This window comes from Burkholderia sp. AU6039 (assembly GCF_002223365.1).
Lineage (GTDB): Bacteria > Pseudomonadota > Gammaproteobacteria > Burkholderiales > Burkholderiaceae > Burkholderia.
In genome coordinates, this window is record NZ_NKFK01000003.1 from 1,301,253 (window position 1) to 1,322,288 (window position 21,036).

A 21,036-nucleotide genomic window follows, 5' to 3' on the forward strand; every position below is an offset into this window, starting at 1 on the left:
CGGCGTGCGCCGCGCAACATGCTGCGTGCACTGAATTTTCATTGATGTACGGACGGAGGAGAAGGGGATGCATCCGAGACGCAGTGTCGTCGCGGCCGTGCTGGCCGTGTCGGCAATGAGCGCGGTTCACGCGCAGACGGTATCGGCCGGCGGTTATTCGCTGACGGTGATTGGAGACCTGGGCGGGCCGCGCGACGTGCAGTACAACGGCAATGCCGTCAGCGCGGACGGCAAGACGATCATTGGTTCCTACTGGAGCGAAGCGCAGCCCGGTGGCTCGATGGCCTTCTCTTGGTCGGCCGCGACGGGCTGGCAGCGGCTGGCCGCGCCGGCGAACGCCTATGACTCGCAGGCACAGACGGTGTCGGCCGATGGGCAGGTAATCGGCGGCTCGATCAGCGCGCGCCAGGCGGACAGCAGCAACCTCGATCGATGGGCGGTGCGATGGCCCGGCGACGGTCGCACACAGAAACTCGTTCCGGATACTGCCGGCCGGGGCGGAATGGTCGAAGTCGCGAACCTCGACGGCTCCAGGATGGCGGGTGACTTCACGACGACAAACGGATGGAGTGCACGGTTCCTGTGGGACCAGCGGACCGGCTTCCGCGAGTTGCCATCAGGGGGCGACTATCTTGCGCAGCTGCTGGCGATGACCCCATCCGGTAATGCTGCAACCGGATACGCCGGCAATGTCGACAGCGTGTACGGCATGCGTGCACTCCTGTGGACCGAAAAATCCGGCGAGCGACTGTTGCCGACGATCAGCGCGGGCTTGGCCAGAATGGATATGGCCAACGGCGTGACCGAGGACGGACGGACGATCGCCGGCTCGCTCGGCACCCTGGTGGTCACGCCGGATGGGCAATGGGTCGACTCGGAGGCCGTGCTATGGACGAACGGCGGTGACACGATCCAGCGGCTCGGTTTTCTCGACGGCGACAACAATAGCTACGCGTCGTCGATCAGCACAGACGGGCGGGTCGTGATCGGCGCATCGAGCAACGGGCAGATAGACGGCACGCGTGTCTTCGTCTGGACGCCGCAAAGCGGCATGCGCAGCCTCGTTGCATTGCTCGAAGAGGCCGGCCTGTCGGTCGGCACGCTGAATCTGAGCAGCGCGATCGGCATGAGCCCTGACGGGCAGACCATCACGGGGCAGGGCTATCGCGAAGACGATCCTGAGGGGAGGCCGCAATTCTGGCAAGTGCACATCGATGCGGCGACGCTGCGCGCATTGCGGCCGGCGAGCCCGGGTGCGGACGCATCGCGGGTACGGACGTCGCAGCCGAAGGCGATGTCACGCATGCTGGCGGCAAAGCCGAACGCCGCGATGCGGCGAGACGTCTGCCGCAAGCCGGTCAACCCGGCGCGGCTAGTGCAATGCCGGCTGGTCCCGGCCGCACGCTAGCAATCACGGTCGCATGCAGGTAAAGCGATGAAGCAAGGCGCCGGTTCCCCGACGCCTTGTGTCGTTTACCGCACCCAGCGGCAAACCTTGTGATGGTGATGCTCGAAGTGACACACGCGGTGCGGATGGGCTTCGGCGATCGCCGGCACGAGTACGGCGGCGGCGAGCGCCGCGACGGTCAGGGTCTTGAGTAGCGTCTTCATGTTTGAGGTCCTGTCGTTGAATAGTGGGTCACGGGAGCGGCAGCGCATTACCACTGCGGCCGCTGATCGTCGCGATGGTCGTCCCGGCGATCGTCGCGGCGGTCGTCATGGCCGCCGCGATGCTGAGCCTCCCAGTCGCGGCGCTCCCAGTAGCGATTTCCGTCCCAGTAACGATCGCCATGCCAGCCGATCGTGACTTCGGCCGGGCCCGGATAGGCGACGCATCCGGTGAGCATCACGCTCGACAGCGCGCCCAGCATGACAGCGGATAGCACGATGGATTTCATGTTTGTTCTCCCTGGGGAAACGGCACGTCGATCGTACGAGCCCTCAAAATTTCACGTGGTAAGAAGTTGCTACCGCACATGACATGACACCCCAGGCATTTCGTCAGAACCCCGTGAAAGCAGCGGTAGCCGTGCGCGCCGGACAGACGAGTCGGTGTCTCCTGCCACGACCGGCGGCATGCGTCCCATCTGGCCCGGCAAAGATTCCGCCGATTGTTCAGACAAATCCTGACAACCGAAAGGGTCATTTCGTAATCGTATTGAGAATGATTTGCGTTTACGTTAAATTTCGCTATCTCGGAATTTGACGGAGCAGATCGATGGCGATGGCGGAAGTGCTCGACCGACCGGCGGCGGCAGCGGCAAACCCGTTCCTCGGCAGTTATCCCGACCGGCCGCCGCGTGCGCGCCGCACCGCGGAGCCCCGTGCGCAGGGCGCGTTGCTGGACGTGCTGATCTCGCATCGGGCGATGCTCGTCAATGTCGCGCGCGGCTTCGTCGGCTGTGCGAGCCGCGCCGAGGACGTCGTGCACGACGTGTTCGTGAAGCTCGTCGAATTTCCGAACCAGGACGCGGTGCGCCAGCCGGTCGCGTACGTGACGCGGATGGTGCGCAATGCGTCGATCGATGCGTGCCGCCGGCAAAGCCTGGAGAACGTCTATCACACGGAAGAGGACGACGGCTTCGACGTGCCGTCGCCCGAGCCGACGCCGGAAGCCGCGCTGCTGACGCGCGACACGCTGCGGCGCGTGTGGGCCGCGCTCGACGACCTGCCGGCGCGCAGCCGTGCGGCGTTCGAGATGGTGCGACTGCGCGAGGAAACGCTGCAGACCGCGGCGCGCGCGCTGAACGTGTCGCAGACGCTCGTGCATTTCATGGTGCGCGACGCGGAACGCCACTGCGCGGAATGCCTCGACGCGTGCCATCGCGGCGTCGCGTGCCCGGTGTTCCTGGGCGGCCGCGCACGGCGCCGGTAAAAAACCGCGCCGGCCAAACGTCTATCAGACAGGAGCGGCCGAAACCGCCGCTTCGCCACCTTCAACCGCCTCAGCGATTTCCGATCATGACGCAAGCCACGACGCCTTCCGCCGACACCGATGACCTCGTCTACACGGTCGTCATCAACGACGAAGAACAGTATTCGATCTGGCCGGCGTTCCGGCCCGTGCCGGCCGGCTGGCGCGAGATCGGCGTGAGCGGCCCGAAAGCCGACTGTCTCGCGCACATCGAGACCGTCTGGACCGACATGCGCCCCGCGAGCCTGCGCCGCGCGATGGACGGCGAGCGCGCATCGCGCGCGTCGTGACCCGCTGCGCCGGGTTTCCGGCGCGCCACCTGAAGAGGACGTTGCATGACCCTGCTTTCGTTGCCGACGCTCGACGACCTGCGTATCGAGCCGGGGCTGCCCACCGTCGTGTCGCCGCGCGGCAGTGACGGCATGTCGATCGCCGACGTCGCGCCGCTGGCGCGCGAGATCGCGGCCGACACGCTCGAACGGGCGGGCGGCGTGCTGTTCACGGGTTTTCACGTGCCGTCGATCGACGCGTTCCAGCAGTTCGCGGCATCGTTCGGCGATCCGCTGATCGGCTATGAATACGCATCGACGCCGCGCAGCCAGGTCGAGGGCGCGGTCTACACGTCGACCGAATATCCGCCGCACCGCGCGATTCCGCTGCACAACGAGCAGTCGTATACGCGCGAATGGCCGCTGCGGATCTGGTTCCACTGCGCGCTCGCCGCGCCGAAGGGCGGTGCGACGCCGATCGCGGACAGCCGCGCCGTCTATCGCGCGCTCGATCCGGCGTTGATTGCGCGTTTCGAGAAACGTGAACTGCTGTACGTGCGCAATTTCGGACAGGGGCTCGACCTGCCGTGGCAGCAGTCGTTCGGCACCGACGAGCCGGCCGAAGTCGAACGGATGTGCGCGGCGCGCGGCATCGAATGCGCATGGCGCACCGACGACGATGGCGAGCTGCTGCTGCGCACCCGCGAGCGCTGCCAGGCCGTCGCGCGGCATCCGCGCACCGGTGACCGCGTGTGGTTCAACCAGGCGAACCTGTTTCACCTGTCGGCGCTCGACGATGACATGCAGGAAGCGCTCGTCGACGCGGTCGGGCTCGAGAACGTGCCGCGCAACGTGTATTACGGCGACGGCGAACCGCTCGAAGCCGACGCGCTCGCGGAAATCCGCAGCGTGCTCGACCAGCAGCGCATCGTGTTCCCGTGGCGCACGGGCGACGTGCTGATGCTCGACAACATGCTGACCGCGCATGCGCGCGACCCGTTCGAGGGGCCGCGCAAGGTCGTCGTCGCGATGGCGCAGAGTTATACGGTCCCGCGCGGCCGAACGGAGGATTGATGACGCGTAGTACCGCCGCGCTTGCCGCGCGCGGGCTGTCGGTAGGGTATCGCGACCATGTCGTGATCGACGGGCTGGACCTGTCGATCGCGGCCGGCCGCGTAACCGCGCTGTGCGGACCGAACGGCTGCGGCAAGAGCACGCTGCTGCGCACGCTCGCGGGCCTGCAGCCCGCACGTGCCGGCCATGTCGAAGTCAACGGCCAGCCGCTCGCGGCGTTTCGCCGTCGCGCGCTCGCGCGCGAGCTGACGATGCTCGCGCAGTTCAACCAGATTCCATCGGGCCTCACCGTGCGCGAGCTCGTCGCGTACGGGCGCTATGCGTACGGCGGCTTCCTGCGCGGCCTGTCGCGCACCGATCACGCGGCGATCGACGAGGCGCTCGAGACGAGCGGCCTCGCGGACGACGCGGACCGCGACGTCGGCGCGCTGTCGGGTGGCGAGCGCCAGCGCGCGTGGATCGCGATGGCGCTCGCGCAGCAGGCGCCGATCGTGCTGCTCGACGAACCGACGACCTATCTCGACATCCATCACCAGCTCGACATCCTCGATGCGCTGCGCACGCTGAACCGCACGCGCGGGCTGACGATCGTGTGGGTGTTGCACGACCTGAACCAGGCGGCCGCGTACAGCGATGAAATCGTGCTGATGCGCGCGGGCCGCCTCGTCGCGCAGGGCACGCCCGACGCGATGCTCGATCCGGCGCGGCTGCGCGTGGCGTTCGGCGTCGAGATGCTGAAGCTTTCGCATCCGCAGACGGGCGCGCCGATGTGCGTGCCGGCCTACGGGCCGACGACCGACGGCGTGCCGCAGGCGGCCGGCGTCTTCGATCGGGATCTCGCCGTATGACGACGTTCGCGATGCGCAAGCGCCTCGCGGCGGCGGGGAAGGGCACGGCGCCGGGCCGGGCCGGCGCGATCGCGTTCGGCCTCGTCACGTTGATCGCGCTGCTCGCGGTGCTGCGCGTCGCGCCCGATCTGCGCGTGTGGTGGAGCGCCGTGCCCGGCAGCGATGCCGCCGCGCTCGCGCACGTGTTCCTGTTCGACCTCAACCTGCCGCGCGTCGCGGCCGCGCTCGTCGCGGGCGGCTGCCTCGGCATCGCGGGCGCGCTGTTCCAGTCGCTCACGCGCAATCCGCTCGCGTCGCCCGACCTGCTCGGCGTGACGGGCGGCGCACAGCTCGGCCTGCTCGCGGCGATGCTCGTGCCGGCGCTGGCCGGTGTCGCATCGGTGCCGCTGCTGTTCGTCTGCGGGCTGGCCGCGGCCGCCTGCGCGATCGTCGCGGCCGGCGGCTGGCGCGCGACGCCGTTGCGCCTCGTGCTCGCGGGCAGCGTGTGCATGCTGCTGTTCGCGGCGCTGTCGACGCTCGTGCTCGCGTTCTTCGAGCAGAACATCGCGGGCGCCGCGCTGTGGACCAACGGCAGCCTCTACCAGCCGGGCGCGACGGGCCTCGCGCTCGCCGCGCGCTGGCTCGTCGTGCCGCTCGTCGCGTTGCCGTTCGTGATCCGGCCGCTGAATCCGCTCACGCTCGGCGACGATGCGGCGGCTGCGGCCGGCGTGCGCGTCGACGCGACGCGGCTCGCCGCGACGATCGTCGCGGTCGCGTTCACGAGCGTGGCGGTCAGTATCGCGGGCCCGCTGTCGTATGTCGGCCTCGTCGCGCCGAACCTGCTGCGCCAGGTGCGCGGCGCGCGCGCCGCGCGTCTCGGCGTGCTGGTGCCGCTGTCGGCGCTCGCGGGCGGTGCGCTCGTGCTGGTCACCGACAGTGCGGTGCTCGCGTCCGGTCTCGACGCGACGCTGTCGACCGGCGTCGCGATCGCGCTGGTCGGCACGCCGCTGATGCTGGCGATGATCCGGCGCGGCGCCGCGTGGTCGGGCGTGCTGCACGCGGATGCCGAACGTGCGTCGGGCGGCGGCTCGACGCGGCTCGTCGGCTGGCTCGAACGGCTCGGCTGGCCGCTGCGCACGGCGCTGTTCGTCGTGGCGGGCGTGCTGATCGTGTTCGTCGGCGTGTCGGCCGGCCCCGAGTGGCTGTCGATCGCACGCTGGTCCGCTGCGCTGTCCGGCCACGATGCGCTCGCGCGGATGCTGATCGACCTGCGCATGCCGCGCCTGTTGTGCGCGCTGCTTGCCGGCGCGTTGCTGGCGGTGAGCGGCGTCGCGATGCAAAGCGTCGTGCGCAATCCGCTCGCGGGCCCCGAAGTGCTCGGCGTCACGCAGGGCGCGGGGCTCGTCACGCTGTTCGCGTTGTCGACGTGGCCGCTGATGGGTCATGTGACGCTCGCGGCGGCCGCGCTGATCGGCGGCGGGCTGTCGCTCGCGGTCACGCTCGCGTTGAATCACCGGCATCGCTATGCGCCGCTCGCGGTGGCGCTGACGGGCATCGTGATCGGCGCGCTGTGGACCACGCTCGCGCAATGGCTGATCACGCAGGAAAGCGTGCAGCCCGCGCGCTTCGTCGTATGGCTCGTCGGCGGTACCTATGGGCGGAGCTGGGGCGAAGTGTCGATGCTGCTGCCGTGGTGCGTGCTCGCGGTGCCCGTGTTCGCATGGCTCGCGAAACCGCTCGACATGCTCGCGCTCGGCGACGACCAGGCCGCCGCGCTCGGCCTGCCGGTGGCTGCACTCCGGCCGCTCGCACTGACGATCGCGACGCTCGCCGCGTGCGCGGCCGTCGCGGCGGTCGGGCCGGTCGGTTTCATCGGGTTGATGGCGCCGCACGTCGCGACGATGCTCGGCGCGCGCCGGCACCGGACGCGGCTGTGGCTCGCGGCCGCGTGCGGCGCGCTGATCCTCGGTGTGGCGGATCTCGCCGCGCGTACGGTCGTCGCGCCGCGCGAAGTGCCGGCCGGCGTGCTGACCGCGCTGATCGGCGCGCCATATCTGCTCGGGTTGCTGATCCTCGAGGGGCGCCGCGCCCGGCGCGCAGGGCGATGACGCCCGCGCTCGACGGCGCGCGCGCCACGCGTTTTTCGGCGTTCGCGCCGGAACCGTTCGCCGAACACCTCGACGTCGTCTGGCTCGGCATACCGGACGACGCGCACGATGCGCCGGGGCGGATCGTCGTACCCGTCAGCACGCTGCCCGATCACCGCGAGGCAATCCTCGACGCGATGGTCGGCCATTACGGCGGCGATCCGGTGCAGCATGCGCGCGCGCTGATGTCGCAATGGAGCAAATACTATTTCGGCCGGGCGGCGCCGGCCGGCGTCGTCGCCGCGCTGACGCTCGGCCGGCCGCTCGACATGTCGCCCGAGCGCACGTTCGTCGCGCTCGACGACGGGATGCCCGCCGCGCTGTACTTGCCGCACGATGCGCTCGGCGCACCGTGCGACGACCCGGCGACCCGCTATGCGGGGCTCGTCGCGCATCTCGGCGCGGTGATCGACCTGCTCGCGGCGATGGGCCGCGTCACGCCGCGCGTGCTGTGGAGCAACGCGGGCAACCTGCTCGACTATCTGCTCGATACGTATCGTGCGCTGCCCTGCGCGGCCGATCCCGTCCGCGATGCGAGCTGGCTGTTCGGCTCGCGCTGCGTGCATGGCGAGCCGAATCCGCTGCGCGTGCCCGTGCGCGATGCCGTGCCGCGCTCGGCGCTGCTGCCGACACCGTTTCGTGCGCGCCGCGTGTGCTGCCTGCGCTATGAAATTCCTGGAGAAACGCAACTGTGTGGAAGCTGCCCCCTGCTACTGACGATGGACGACGCGGCGCTGGCCGAGCAGGACGCGATCCGGTGATGGATGCCGGCCGCCGGCACGCGCTCGGCGCACTCGCGGCGCTCGGCGCCGCGTGCTGCGGTGCGTTTGCCGCATCGTCCGGCGCGGTTGCCGCGCCCCTCGATGCCCATCGCGAACAGGGCGCGCGTGCGCCGGGGGCGGTGTCGCTGGCCGGTAACCCCGTCGTGTCGCAGGCGAGCGCGACGATGCCGGTGCGCCCGCAGCGCGTGGTCGCGCTCGACTTCATGTTCGCGGAAAGCGTGATCGCGCTCGACCTCGTGCCGGTCGGGATGGCCGATACCGCGTTCTATCCGGGCTGGCTCGGCTATCAAAGCGAACGGCTCGCGAACGTGACCGACATCGGGTCGCGTCAGGAGCCGGGCCTCGAAGCAATTGCGGCGGTCAAGCCCGACCTGATCATCGGTGTCGGTTTTCGCCATGCGCCGATCTTCGACGCGCTCGACCGGATCGCACCGACGATCCTGTTCCAGTTCAGCCCGAATGTGTCCGATGGCGGCGTGCCGGTCACGCAGCTCGACTGGATGCGGCAGATCTTTCGGACGATCGGTGCGGTCACGGGGCGCGACGCGCGCGCGCAGGCGGTCGATGCGCAGCTCGATGCGGGCATCGCACGCAATGCGGCGCGGCTCGCGGCCGCGGGTCGCAAGGGCGAGCGCGTCGCGCTGCTGCAGGATCTCGGCTTGCCCGACCGCTACTGGGCCTATACCGGCAACAGCACGTCGGCCGGGCTCGCGCGGGCCCTCGGGCTCGATCCGTGGCCGAAGAAGCCGACGCGGGAAGGCACGCTGTACGTGACGTCGGCCGACTTGCTCAGGCAGCGCGAGCTGGCCGTGCTGTTCGTGACCGCGTCGGGGCTGGACGTGCCGCTTTCCGCGAAACTCGATTCGCCGGTGTGGCGCTTCGTGCCCGCGATGAAGGAACACCGGATTGCGCTCATCGAACGCAACATCTGGGGGTTTGGCGGCCCGATGTCGGCGCTGAAGCTGGCCGACGTGATGACCGATACGATGCTGAAGCTGCCGGCCGTGCGTTGAGTGGAGTGCGCTGCGGTCGATCGGCGGATGACGCCGCTTCGACTTCGACGGGCAGGGCGTTGCGGTTGGCCTGTGCGCGCCACGCGGTGATCCGGCTCGACCCGGCCGCGTGGCCGGCGGTTGTGCTCGATGTGATGCGCTTCGGTCGAGCGGCGTGCTCGCCGACGGCGGCCGCTGCATGTGCGCGGGACGCGCGGTGAATCGCTCCAGGCGTTCTGCGATCGCGCGACGCGCCAGCCACATTGCTTCCTGAAACGAAAATCGCCGACGCGCTGCCATGGCAGTGCGTCGGCGTTTTTTCATCGACTTGCCGTGTTACGCGCTCAGCGCGTCGACACCATCCTGCGCGCGAGACCGCGCCGGCGTCGTATCGCTGACGATGCGCCCGTTGTCGAGCTTCAACAGGCGGTCGGCGAGATCGAAGTAGCGGTCGTCGTGCGTGATCACGATCACGGCCTTGCCGCGCGCACGCAGCTCGGGCAGCAGTTGCTCGTAGAACACGGCCTTGAACGACGGGTCCTGGTCGGCCGCCCATTCGTCGAACAGGTAGAACGGCCGGTCCTCCAGGTACGCGACGACGAGCGCGAGCCGCTTGCGCTGCCCGGTCGACAGTGCGCGGGTCGAGAACGCGCCGTCGACGACCTTCACCTTGTGATCGAGCGCGAGCTTCGCGACCAGCGCGTTCGCACGCGCATCGGCCTGCGCACGGGACGGATCGTCGGGGTCGACGATGCCGAGCAGCGCATCGAACAGGTGGAAATCGTTGAACACCGCGCTGAAGCGCTGCCGGTACGCGGCGCGCTCGCGCCAGCCGATCGTGCGGCCGTCGACCTCAATCGTGCCTTCCTCGGGTTCGTAGAGGCCCGTCAGCACCTTCGCGAGCGTCGTCTTGCCGCTGCCGTTGCCGCCGACGATGAACACGAGCTCGCCCGGCTGGATCGTCAGGTTGATCGGCCCGATGCTGAACATCCGTTCGTCGCGCTCGTGGAAGTACGCATGCGTGACGCCGCGCAGCGTGACGGCGCCGGCCGGCGGCACGTCGGGTGCATCGGACGCGGGCGGCACCGTGCGCAGCGCGCCGAATTCGGCCATCACGCCTTCGATCCGCGTGAGCGACACGCGGGCCGCGTTGACGGTCGGCAGGTTGTTCAGCAGCCCGTCGAGCGGCACGAGCATGAACAGGAACACGACGACGTAGCCGGCGGCCGCGGCCGGATCGGCATGCACGCCGAGCTGCGGCCAGAACGACGCGATGCCGAGGAACACGTAGAACAGGAAGATGATCCAGCCAACCCCGACCGCATACGCACTGAACGCGCGGCGGCGGTGGTCGCGCACTTCGCCGATCGCGGCGCCGAGCTGGCCGTCGACGAACTGGCGGGCGCGTTCATCGTGCAGCTTCAGCTCCTTCGCGCCGGAAAACAGCGAGCCGAGATAGCCGAACAGGCGATCCTGCGCCTGGCCGGCCGCTTCGAGCGCCGCGATCGCGCGGCGGTCGCCGGTGTGATAGCCGAGCGAGCCGGCGATGATCGCGGCCAGCGCGAGCAGGCACACCGGCCACGACAGCCACGCGAGATAGCCGAGGCAGCCGAACACGATCGAGCCGTGCATGACCAGGTTCGGCAGCGCGAAGAACAGCATCGACACGTTGGTGGCGTCGTCGGTCAGCACCGACTGCACGGGCGCCGCGCCGATCCGCTCGATGTCGCGCAGCTCGGCCGCGCCGACGCGCCGCGCGAGATGCACGCGCAGCCGCGCCATCGTGTCCTGCGACAGGCGGGCAAACAGCGTGCCCGACACGATCCGCGTGACGAGTGCGATCACCGCGCACAGCGCGAAGCGCCACGCGAGCGACGCGTCGGCCGCGCCCGGCTGCGAGAGCGCGCGGTTCAGCGTCGCGACGAGCAGCACGCTCGCGACGCCGTTCAGCACGCACGCGGTGAGCGCCAGCGCGAGCGACACGCGGCTTTCGCGCAACAGCGCAAGGATCAGGCGCGCCGCGGGGCGGCCGGGGGAAGCGTCGAGGGACGGCGGGGAAGAAGGCTCGTGGGCGGCTGTCATCGGCAACGTCGGTAAAGGGAAGGCAAGCGAAAACGCGGAAACGGCAAAACTGACGCGAAAGCGGCGGGCGAGGCGGGGGCCCCGTTCCGGCTTTCCTCCCTGATAGACGAACGGGCCGCGCAAATATTTAGCGGCCCGTTCAAAAAATGCGTCCGCACGCGCTTTGCGCACAAAACGGTAAAAAATCGGCCGCGCCGTTCGTCACACCAGTGAAGCCGCCCCAAGCGGCCCCGAGACTTGGCCGAAGCGGCCGGACCGAAGGACTTCACGCACATGACGAGTTTCCCGACTGCGCTGCATCATCGAATCCGCGAACTGGCGCGCGTCGCGCCCGACGCACCCGCCATCGCGGTCCCTTTCCAGAATGACTTGCGCCTGTCGCGCGGCGCGCTCGACGCGCGGGCGTCGCGGCTGGCCCGGCAACTGCGCGCGGCCGGCGTCGGCGCGGAAGTGCGGGTGGGCGTGTGCGTCGAGCGCTCGGCCGAACTGTTCGTCGCGCTGCTGGCCGTGCTGAAGGCGGGCGGCGTGTTCGTGCCGCTCGATCCGCGTCATCCGGCCGCGCGCCTCGACTGGATCGTCCAGGATGCGCAGTTGCGGCACGGGATCGTCGACGCGGCCGGCCGTGCGGCGCTCGGCACGCCGTTCGAACACGCGTTTGATGCGGCAGCTGAAGCCGGAGCGGTGGACGGGCAGGAGATTGCCGCCGATGAAGGGGGCGCGTCCGTCCACCCGCGTTCGGCCGCCTACATGATCTATACGTCGGGTTCGACCGGCACGCCGAAGGCGGTCGTCGTCGAACACGGGCCGCTCGCCGCGCACTGCGACGCGCTCGCGGCCGCACTGCCGATCGAAGCCGGCGACCGCCTGCTGCATTTCGCGTCGGTCAATTTCGACGCCGCGCACGAATGCTGGCTCGCGCCGCTCGCGACCGGCGCGAGCATCGTCGTGGCGCCGCCGCAGCCGTTCGCGCCGGATGCCGCGCATGCGCTGATGGTGAATGAATCGGTCAACGTGGCCGCATTCCCGCCCGCGTACCTGCGCGAATTCGCGGCGGTGGCCGCGCGCGACGGCGTGCCGCCGGCCCTGCGCGTGCTCGCGTTCGGCGGCGAAGCGCTGCCGCAGCAGGCGTTCGAATTCGTGCGCAGCACGTTCCCGTCGGTACGCCTGATCAACGGCTACGGGCCGACCGAGGCCGTGATCTCGCCGATGCTGTGGCCGGTCGAGCCGGGCGAGACGCCGGTGCTGGCCGCCGACGATGCGTATGCGTCGCTGCCGATCGGCCGCGTGATCGGGCCGCGCGTCGCGCGTGTCGACGGCGGCGATGGCGATGGCGTGGGTGAACTGCTGCTTGGCGGCGTCTGCGTCGCGCGCGGCTATCACGGCCGCCCGGCGCTGACGGCCGAACGTTTCATTCCCGATGCCGACGGCGCACCCGGTGCGCGCGTGTACCGCACCGGCGACCTCGCACGGCTGCGCGACGACGGCGCATTCGATTACCTTGGCCGCCTCGACGACCAGGTCCAGGTGCGCGGCGTGCGTGTGGAGCCCGCTGAAATCGCCGCGTGCCTGCGTTCGCATCCGGCCGTGGCCGACGCGGCCGTGGTTGCCGAAACCGGCAACGGGCCGACGCGGCTGATCGCGTGCGTCGCGCTGCGCGCGGCGGCCGACGATGCGGCGCTGAAAGTGCATGTGGCCGCGCAACTGCCGGCCGCCTGGCAGCCGCACCGGTTCGTGCGGTGCGATGCGCTGCCGTACACGCTGAACGGCAAGATCGACCGTGCCGCGCTGCGCGAGCGGATCGCCGCCGCGCGCGACACCGCGCAAGGCAGCGGCGACGCCCCGCGCACGCCGACCGAACAGCAGCTCGCCAGCCTCTGGCAAACGCTGCTCGGCCTCGACGTCACGCCGTCGCGTGACGACCGTTTCTTCGCGCTGGGCGCCGATTCGCTCGCCGCGATGCAGTTGCAGGCCGCGATCCGTTCCGCAGTGCGCGTGAACCTGCGGCTCGACACGCTGTTCGCCGATCCGGCGCTCTTCGAGCTGGCCGAAGCGGTCGATCGTGCGGAACGCGAAACCGGCGAACCGCTGGCCGCTATTGCCGCGCGCCGTGCGACGCCCGATGCGGTTGCGGCGGGTGTACCGCATGTCGACCGTGCCGCGTCGCTCGCCCAGCAACGCTTCTGGGTACTCGCGCAAACGCGCGATGCAAGCGCCGCGTATCACATCGCCGCACACTGGACGATCGACGGCACGCTCGATCGCGCGGCGCTGCAGCGCGCACTCGATCACGTGATCGGACGCCACGAAGCCTGGCGCACGACGCTCGTCGACAACGACGACGGCGTCGTGATGCAGCGGATTCATGCCCATCTGCCGGTGTCGATCGCCGACCTCGACCTGCGCGACCTGCCGCCCGCCGCCCGCGACGCGCAAGCCGCGCGTCTCGCCGAGCGCGATGCGGTCGAGCCGTTCGACCTCGCACACGGCCCGCTGCTGCGCGCGACGCTGGTCGCACTCGCCGACGACCGTCACCGTCTGCTGCTGACCGCCCATCACGCGATCACCGACGGCTGGAGCTCGCGCTGCGCGTTCGACGAACTGTCGGCCGCCTATCGCGCGTATGCCGAAGGCCGCGAGCCGTCGCTGCCCGACCTGCCGATCCAGTACGCCGACTATGCGGACTGGCAACGCGACATGCTGGCCGGCGGCGAGGGCGAGCGCCAGCTCGACTACTGGCGCGGCGCGTTGCGCGACGTGCCGGGCCCGCTCGCGCTGCCGGTCGATCGTCAGCCGGGCGCCATACGCACGCTGCAAGGCGCGCGCGTGTCGGTGCGGCTGCCCGACGCGGTCGCGGCCGACGTGCGGCAACTCGCGCGCGACGCGCAGGCCACAGTCTTCACGGTGCTGCTGGCCGGGCTCGACGCGTGGCTGTCGCGCCTGACCGGCGCAACGGACGTCGTCGTCGCGGTACCGGTCGCGCATCGCCAGCGCCCGGAAACGCGCGCGCTGCTCGGGCTGTTCCTGAATACGGTCGCGCTGCGTGTGCAAGTGGCGCCGACGCTGCCGTTCCGCGCGCTCGTCGATGCGACGCGCACGGCGGCGCTCGATGCGGTCGCGCACCAGGACGTGCCGTTCGAGCGGGTCGTCGATGCGGTGAAGCCGCCGGTCAAGCGCGGCGACGAATGGCTGCGCGTGAAATTCGCGCAGCAGTTCGACGCGCGGCACGACAGCGTGCTGCCGGGCGCGACGGCCGTTGCCACGCCGGGGCCCGACCTCGCCGCACGCTTCGATTTCGCCGTGGATTTCACCGACGATGCGAACGGCATCGAACTGGTCGCGGCCTATGCGACCGACTGCATCGATGCCGACACCGCGCGGGCGTGGCTCGACAGCTACGCGGCGCTCGTCGGTGCGGCCGCGCGCGATCCGCGCCAAACGACGGCGGTATTGCCGTGCGACGCAGCGGCCGCTTCGCGCCAGCCGCGCGACGGCCGTGCGCTGCGCGTCGAACATGCGGACATCGTCGCCGCGTTCGCGCGGCAGGCGGCCGCATATCCGCATCGCGTCGCGCTCGCCGATGCGTCGGCGTCGCTGACGTTCGCCGAACTCGACGACGCATCGAACCGCATCGCCCGCGCGCTGACCCAGCGCGGCGTGGCCGCCGAAGCATCCGTCATCGTCTGCATCGAACGCTCGGCGCGCTTCGTCGTCGGCCTGCTCGGCGCGCTGAAGGCCGGTGCGCTCGCCGTGTTGCTCGATCCCGCGCAGCCTGCCGCGCGACTGGCCGCGGCGGCAGCCGACTGCGGCGCGCGCTGGGCGCTCGTCGCGGACCCGGCCGCATGGCCTGCCGGCATCGACGCACAGCCGCTCGACGTCGACGCGCTCGCGCAGGACGCGACGCTCGCACACGCCACCGGCGTGCGCATCGCACCGCATCCGGAACAGGGCGCGTACCTGATCTATACGTCGGGCTCGACCGGCACGCCGAAGGGCGTCGTCGTGTCGCACGGCGCGCTGGCCGACTACGTGCAGGGGATGCTCGACGAACTCGCGTTCGCCCCGGACGCGTCGTTCGCGATGGTGTCGACCGTCGCGGCCGACCTCGGTCACACGACGCTGTTCGGTGCGCTGTGCGCGGGCCGCACGCTGCACCTGCTGCCGGCCGCCTGCGCGTTCGATCCCGACCTGTTCGCCGAAGAAATGCGCCGCCGCGACGTCGGCGTGCTGAAGATCGTGCCGAGCCACCTGCAGGCGCTGCTCGATGCACGTGTGCCGGCCGACGTGCTGCCGCGCCACGCGCTCGTGACCGGCGGCGAAACGCTCACGTGGGCGCTCGTCGCGCGCCTGGCCGCGCTGGCGCCGGCCTGCCGCGTGATCAACCACTACGGGCCGACCGAAGCGACCGTCGGCGCGATCGCCTGCGACACGGCGTCGATCGCCGCCGATGCGCGCGATCCGGCGAGCGGCGTGCCGCTCGGCCTGCCGCTGCCGAATGCGCGCGCGCTGGTGCTCGACGCGTTCGGCGCGTGCGTGCCGGCCGGTGCGACGGGCGAGCTGTACCTGGGCGGGCCGGGCGTCGCGCGCGGCTACCTCGGGCGTCCGGCGCAGACCGCCGAGCGCTTCGTGCCCGATCCGTTCACGCCCGGTGCGCGGCTGTATCGCACCGGCGACCGCGTGCGCTTGCGTGCGGACGGCCGTCTCGCGTTCCTCGGCCGTATCGACGACCAGGTGAAGATTCGCGGCTATCGCGTCGAACCGGGCGAGGTGAGTGCGGCGGTGCGCGCGGCCGGCCCGGTCGCGCAGGCCGAGACGCTCGCGATCGAACACGACGGCCGCCTGCGGCTCGCGACGTTCGTCGTGATGCGCGACGGCGCGACCTTCGACGAGGCTGCCGTGCGTGCGGCGCTTGCCGCGACGCTGCCCGACTATATGGTGCCCGCGCAATTCGTGGCACTCGCGCGCCTGCCGGTCACTGCGAACGGGAAGATCGATCGCGCGGCATTGCGTGAACTGGCGGTCGCCCCGGTCGTGACCGCCGCTGGCGATGCACCGCAGGGCGCGGTCGAAACGGTGCTCGCCGAAGTCTGGCAGGCCGTACTGAAAGCGCCGAAGGTCGGCCGTGGCGACAACTTCTTCGAGCTCGGCGGCGATTCGATTCTCGTGCTGCAGGTGATCGCCCGCGCGCGCAAACGCGGCGTGCGTTTCACGCCGAAGCAGCTGTTCGACGGCCCGACGGTCGCCGAACTCGCGCGTGTCGCGAAGACGGAGGACGTGACTGCCGCTGCCGCGCAGCCTGCCCTCGCAGCCTCTGCCAGCGCGCCGGTAACAGCCAAGGTCCTGACGCCGGCACAGCAGCGCTTCTTCGCGCTGGACATCCCGCATCCGGGCCACTGGAACCAGTCGGTTGCGTTCGACGTGCGTGGCCCGTTCGACGCGGAGGCATTCGCGCGCGCGTTCGACGCATTGCTGACGCATCACGACGCGTTCCGCCAGCGTTTCGCGCGCGGCGCGGACGGTACGTGGCACGCCAGCGATGCGGCGAAGCCGTACGACGCGCTGCCGTTCGTCGAAGTCGCCGCCCGCGACGCAGCCGACGCGCTCGCGCGCTTCGACGCGTTGCAGCGCCGTCTCGACCTCGGCCGGGGGCCGCTTGCCTGCGCCTGCGCGGCACGCTTGCCGGACGGCTCGACGCAGCTCTATCTCGCGATTCACCACGTGATCGTCGATGGGGTGTCGTGGCGCATCCTGCTCGACGACCTCGACACGGCCTATCGCGCCGCATGCGAACGCGCGCCGGTCCGACTGTCGCCGCCGGGCCTGCGTGCGGATGCATGGGCGGCACGGCTTGCCCGTGCGGCAACGGAACCGGCATCGCCGTTCGCGGCCGAGGCCGCGTACTGGGCCGGCATGGCGCAGGGTGACGACATGGTGCCCGATCATCCCGACGCAGCGGCGACGAACGCCGATGCGGCCGTCGTCGTGCAGACGATCGACGCGGCCTTGACCCGCGCGGCGCTGACCGATGCGCACGCGGCCTATCGCACGCAGACGATCGAACTGCTGGGCGCGGCGCTCGCGCTGGCGCTGGCCGGCGTGAGCGGTGCCGCATCGTGCCGAGTCGAACTCGAAGGGCACGGCCGCGAGGCGCTGTTCGACGACGTGGATGCCAGCCGCACGATCGGCTGGCTGACGAGCCATTACCCGGTGACGCTGCCGGTCGCTGCCACGGCAAGTGACACGCTGTGCGCGGTCAAGGACACGCTGCGCGCCGTGCCGCACAAGGGGCTCGGCTTCGGTGTGCTCGCGGACTACGGCGATGCGGCGACGCGTGCGGCGCTGGCCGCCGTGCCGCGTCCGCGCGTCACCTTCAACTATCTCGGCCAGTTCGACGCGCCGCGCGACGCCACACTCGTGCCGCGCTTCGGCGGCACCGGCGTCGAGCGCGATCCGCAGGGGCCGCTCGGCAATACGCTCGCGATCCACGCGTACCTCGACACGGATCGCGACGGCGCACGCACGCTGAAAGTGCACTGGGTCTACGGCGCACCGCAATTCGAGCGTGCGACGATCGACGCATTCGCCGATCGCTTCGCGTCGGCGCTGCGCGAGCTCGTCGACGCCTGCGCGTCGCGCGTCGCGCATCGCGGCGGTGGCGCGACGCCGGGCGATTTCCCGCTCGCGCAGGCCGCCGGGCTCACGCAGGCCGCGATCGAGCGCACGCCGCTCGACTGGCGCACGATCGACGACGTCTATCCGTTGTCGCCGATGCAGCAGGGCATCCTGTTCCATGCGCTGTTCGCCCCCGGTCACGCCAGCTACGTGAATCAGCTCGTCGCGACCGCGGCAGCACTTGACGCCGACCGGTTCACGGCCGCATTCGAAGCGTCGATCGCGCGCCACGACATCCTGCGCACGAGCGTGATGCCGGACGAAGCCGCGCCGCTGCAGTGCGTGCATCGCCACGCGCAAATGCCGGTCGAACAGCTCGACTGGCGCACGCGCGGCGACACCTTCGATACCGATCTCGACGCATGGCTCGCCGCCGATCGCGCACGCGGCTTCGACTGGCGCGAGCCGCCGCTGATGCGGCTTACGCTGATCCGCGTGACCGACGACGCCTGGCGCGTCGTGTGGACGCGTCACCACGTGCTGCTCGACGGCTGGAGCACCGCGCGCCTGCTCGCTGATGTGCTGCGCGACTATCGCGACCCGGACGCCGTGTCGCCGTTCGCGAGCCGCCCGGCACTGCGTTATCGCGACTTCATCGCGTGGCTCGGCACGCGCGACCGCGACGCCGACGAACGTTTCTGGACCGAACGCCTCGCGCGCCTCGACGCACCGACGTTGATCGCGGAACGCACGGCCGACCGCGCGGATGCCGACATGGTCACGTGGCGCGCGACGCTCGATGCCGACACGCTGACGCGTGTCGCGCAGACGGCGCGCGCACTGAAGCTGACGGTCAACACGCTGGTGCAGGGCGCGTGGGCGCTCGCGCTGCAGCGGATGACGCACCAGCCGGCCGTCGCGTTCGGCGCGACCGTCGCGGGCCGTCCCGATGCACTCGCGGACGTCGATTCGGTGCTCGGTCTCTTCATCAACACGCTGCCGGTGATCACGGCGCCCGCGCCGCAGCAATGCGCGGCCGACTGGCTGCAAACGCTGCAACGCGAGAACGCGGCCGCCGCCGAGCACGCGCACACGCCGCTCGCCGACATCCAGCGCTGGGCGCGCGGCGCCGGCGGCGCACTGTTCGACACGCTGGTCGTGTTCGAGAACTACCCGGTCGACGAGTCGGCGCGCGACGCCGATCCGCGCGCACTCGCATTGAGCGACGTGCGCAGCATCGAAGCGACCGATTTCGCGCTGACGCTCGTGATCGAGAGCGGTGCCGAACTGACGATCGACTACGGCTACGACACCGCGCGCGTCGACGCGCGGCAGGTTGAAACGTGGCACCGCGCGTTCGTGTGCGCCCTCGATGCACTGGCCCGCACGCCGGATGCGCTGCTCGGCACGCTATCGATCGCCGACGAAGCCACCCGTGACGCACTGGCGCGGGCGCAAGACACTACCCAAGCATGGCCGGCGTCGCAGCAACAGCCGCTGCACCTGCAATTCGCCGAGGCGGCACGGGCGACGCCCGACGCGATCGCGCTCGAATACGCCGACGTTCACGGCGGCGTGCATCGCGCGACCTATCGCGAACTCGATGTCGGCACGTCACGCATCGCGGCTGCGCTGCGCCGGCGCGGCGTGCAGCCCGACACGCCGGTCGCGCTGTGCGTCGAGCGCTCGTTCGACATGGTGATGGCGCTGGTCGGCGTGCTGAAGGCCGGCGCGGCGTACCTGCCGATCGATCCCGACTATCCGGCCGAGCGCATCGCCTACATGCTGCGCGACGCGCGGCCGGCCGTCGCGATCACGCAGGCCCATCTGCGCGAGCAGGTCGAGGCCGCGCTCGGCGAGGGCGTCACGACGCAGCTGCTGACGGTAGCGGACCTGCTCGCCGACGAAGCCGAAAGCGACGCTGTCGAGGTGACCGCCACGAGCGACGGCACCCAGCTCGCGTACCTGATCTACACGTCCGGTTCGACCGGCAAGCCGAAGGGCGCGGGCAACACGCACGGCGCGCTCGCGAACCGGATCGCGTGGATGCAGCACGCCTACGGGCTGACGCGCGACGACGTCGTGCTGCACAAGACGCCGTTCGGCTTCGACGTATCGGTGTGGGAATTCGTATGGCCGCTGGCGATCGGCGCGAAGCTCGCGATCGCCGCGCCCGGCGACCATCGCGATCCGGCGCGTCTCGCGGCCGCGATCCATGCGCACGGCGTGACGGTGCTGCACTTCGTGCCGTCGATGCTCGCCGCGTTCGCTGCGTATCTCGACGATTTCTCGGCCGCCGCGCAATGCGACAGCGTGCGCCTGATCGTCGCGAGCGGCGAGGCGCTCGCGCCCGAACTCGTCGCGAAGATCGCGCGGCTGCTGCCGGACGCGACGCTCGTGAACCTGTACGGGCCGACCGAAGCGGCCATCGACGTGTCGCACTGGACCTGCGGCCCCGACGATGCGCATGCGGCCGCGGTGCCGATCGGCCATCCGATCGCGAACCTGCAACTGCACGTGCTCGACGCGGCATGGCAGCCGGTGCCGGCCGGCGCGACCGGCGAACTGTATCTCGCGGGTGCGGGCCTTGCGCGCGGCTATCTCGGCCGTCCGGCGCTGACCGCCGAGCGCTTCGTGCCCGATCCGTTCGTGCCGGGCGCGCGCATGTACCGCACGGGCGACCTCGCACGCCGGCGCGCCGACGGCGCGCTCGACTATCTCGGCCGCGTCGACACGCAGGTGAAGCTGCGCGGCCAGCGGATCGAGCCGGGCGAAATCGAGGCGCTGCTGCGCGCGGCGCCCGGCGTGAACGACGCGGTCGTGATCGTGCGCGACGAGCAACTGATCGGCTATGTCGCACGCGGCGACGCGGGCCCGCTCGACCGGGCGGCGCTGCTCGACACGCTGCGCGCGCAGTTGCCGGCCTACATGGTGCCGTCGCAACTGATCGAACTCGATGCGTTGCCCGTGACGCCGAACGGCAAGTGCGACCGTCATGCGCTGCCCGCGCCGGTGCGCGAAGCAGTGGCGGAAGTCGAACTGGCGACCGACACCGAACGCGCGCTCGCCGGGATCTGGCAACGCGTGCTGCACGTGGACGCGATCGGCCGCGACGGCGATTTCTTCCTGCTCGGCGGTCATTCGCTGCTCGCGACGCAGGCCCACGCGCAGGCGAACCTGCACTGGGGGCTCGCGTTGCCGCTGCGCACGCTGTTCGACACACGCACGCTGGCACGCTGCGCGGAGGCGATCGACGCGGCCTGCGCGGCCCGCGGCGCGACCGATGCGGCGAGCGCGATCGATGCGCTGCTCGGCGAACTGGAAACCCAATAAGGACGAC

12 protein-coding genes are annotated in these 21,036 nt (G+C 70.6%); 9 read left to right on the forward strand and 3 right to left on the reverse strand.

Annotated elements, in window-relative coordinates; all coding sequences use genetic code 11:
• The first annotated feature begins 67 nt into the window (after window positions 1–67).
• Window positions 68–1,408 carry a calcium-binding protein gene (locus CFB39_RS08730; protein WP_089472746.1) on the forward strand — a complete coding sequence of 447 codons (1,341 nt, stop codon included), beginning with the start codon at window positions 68–70 and terminating at the stop codon, window positions 1,406–1,408.
• 65 nt (window positions 1,409–1,473) lie between these two features.
• On the opposite strand, the gene CFB39_RS40155 is transcribed toward CFB39_RS08730, so the two are convergent.
• Both CFB39_RS40155 and CFB39_RS08735 read right to left on the reverse strand, forming a co-directional pair.
• Complete coding sequence (locus tag CFB39_RS40155) at window positions 1,474–1,611, reverse strand: HHHH-motif protein (protein WP_163008971.1); 138 nt, start codon at window positions 1,609–1,611, stop codon at window positions 1,474–1,476.
• A gap of 47 nt (window positions 1,612–1,658) precedes the next feature.
• Complete coding sequence (locus CFB39_RS08735) at window positions 1,659–1,898, reverse strand: hypothetical protein (protein ID WP_046545673.1); 240 nt, start codon at window positions 1,896–1,898, stop codon at window positions 1,659–1,661.
• A 320-nt stretch (window positions 1,899–2,218) separates the two neighbouring features.
• On the opposite strand from CFB39_RS08735, the gene CFB39_RS08740 reads away from it, so the two are divergent.
• From CFB39_RS08740 to CFB39_RS08770, 7 genes are all read left to right on the forward strand, one after another.
• Entirely contained in the window at window positions 2,219–2,875 is a 657-nt protein-coding gene (locus CFB39_RS08740; RefSeq protein ID WP_089425379.1) for an RNA polymerase factor sigma-70, read from the forward strand.
• A gap of 86 nt (window positions 2,876–2,961) precedes the next feature.
• Window positions 2,962–3,204 (forward strand): MbtH family NRPS accessory protein, encoded by a 243-nt coding sequence (locus tag CFB39_RS08745; RefSeq protein WP_089472747.1) that lies wholly within the window; start codon window positions 2,962–2,964, stop codon window positions 3,202–3,204.
• 45 nt (window positions 3,205–3,249) lie between these two features.
• The gene (locus CFB39_RS08750; RefSeq protein WP_089472748.1) at window positions 3,250–4,257 is read left to right on the forward strand and encodes a TauD/TfdA family dioxygenase; all 1,008 of its coding nucleotides are present in this window, start codon (window positions 3,250–3,252) and stop codon (window positions 4,255–4,257) included.
• Window positions 4,257–5,105, forward strand: coding sequence for an ABC transporter ATP-binding protein (locus CFB39_RS08755; RefSeq protein WP_089472749.1), 849 nt, complete (start codon window positions 4,257–4,259; stop codon window positions 5,103–5,105). The genes CFB39_RS08750 and CFB39_RS08755 overlap by 1 nt, the downstream gene beginning before the upstream one ends.
• Window positions 5,102–7,192 carry a Fe(3+)-hydroxamate ABC transporter permease FhuB gene (gene fhuB / locus CFB39_RS08760; RefSeq protein WP_089472750.1) on the forward strand — a complete coding sequence of 697 codons (2,091 nt, stop codon included), beginning with the start codon at window positions 5,102–5,104 and terminating at the stop codon, window positions 7,190–7,192. Before CFB39_RS08755 ends, fhuB begins: the two co-directional genes overlap by 4 nt.
• Window positions 7,189–7,992: a siderophore-iron reductase FhuF gene (gene fhuF, locus CFB39_RS08765; protein WP_089472751.1), complete on the forward strand. Its 804-nt coding sequence runs from the start codon at window positions 7,189–7,191 to the stop codon at window positions 7,990–7,992. Before fhuB ends, fhuF begins: the two co-directional genes overlap by 4 nt.
• Window positions 7,989–9,026 (forward strand): ABC transporter substrate-binding protein, encoded by a 1,038-nt coding sequence (locus CFB39_RS08770; protein ID WP_089472752.1) that lies wholly within the window; start codon window positions 7,989–7,991, stop codon window positions 9,024–9,026. The genes fhuF and CFB39_RS08770 overlap by 4 nt, the downstream gene beginning before the upstream one ends.
• A gap of 315 nt (window positions 9,027–9,341) precedes the next feature.
• On the opposite strand, the gene CFB39_RS08775 is transcribed toward CFB39_RS08770, so the two are convergent.
• Entirely contained in the window at window positions 9,342–11,087 is a 1,746-nt protein-coding gene (locus CFB39_RS08775; RefSeq protein WP_089425385.1) for a cyclic peptide export ABC transporter, read from the reverse strand.
• A 273-nt stretch (window positions 11,088–11,360) separates the two neighbouring features.
• Here CFB39_RS08775 and CFB39_RS08780 point away from each other — a divergent pair, with 273 nt between their 5' ends.
• Window positions 11,361–21,029 (forward strand): non-ribosomal peptide synthetase, encoded by a 9,669-nt coding sequence (locus CFB39_RS08780; protein ID WP_089472753.1) that lies wholly within the window; start codon window positions 11,361–11,363, stop codon window positions 21,027–21,029.
• Window positions 21,030–21,036 lie beyond the last annotated feature (7 nt).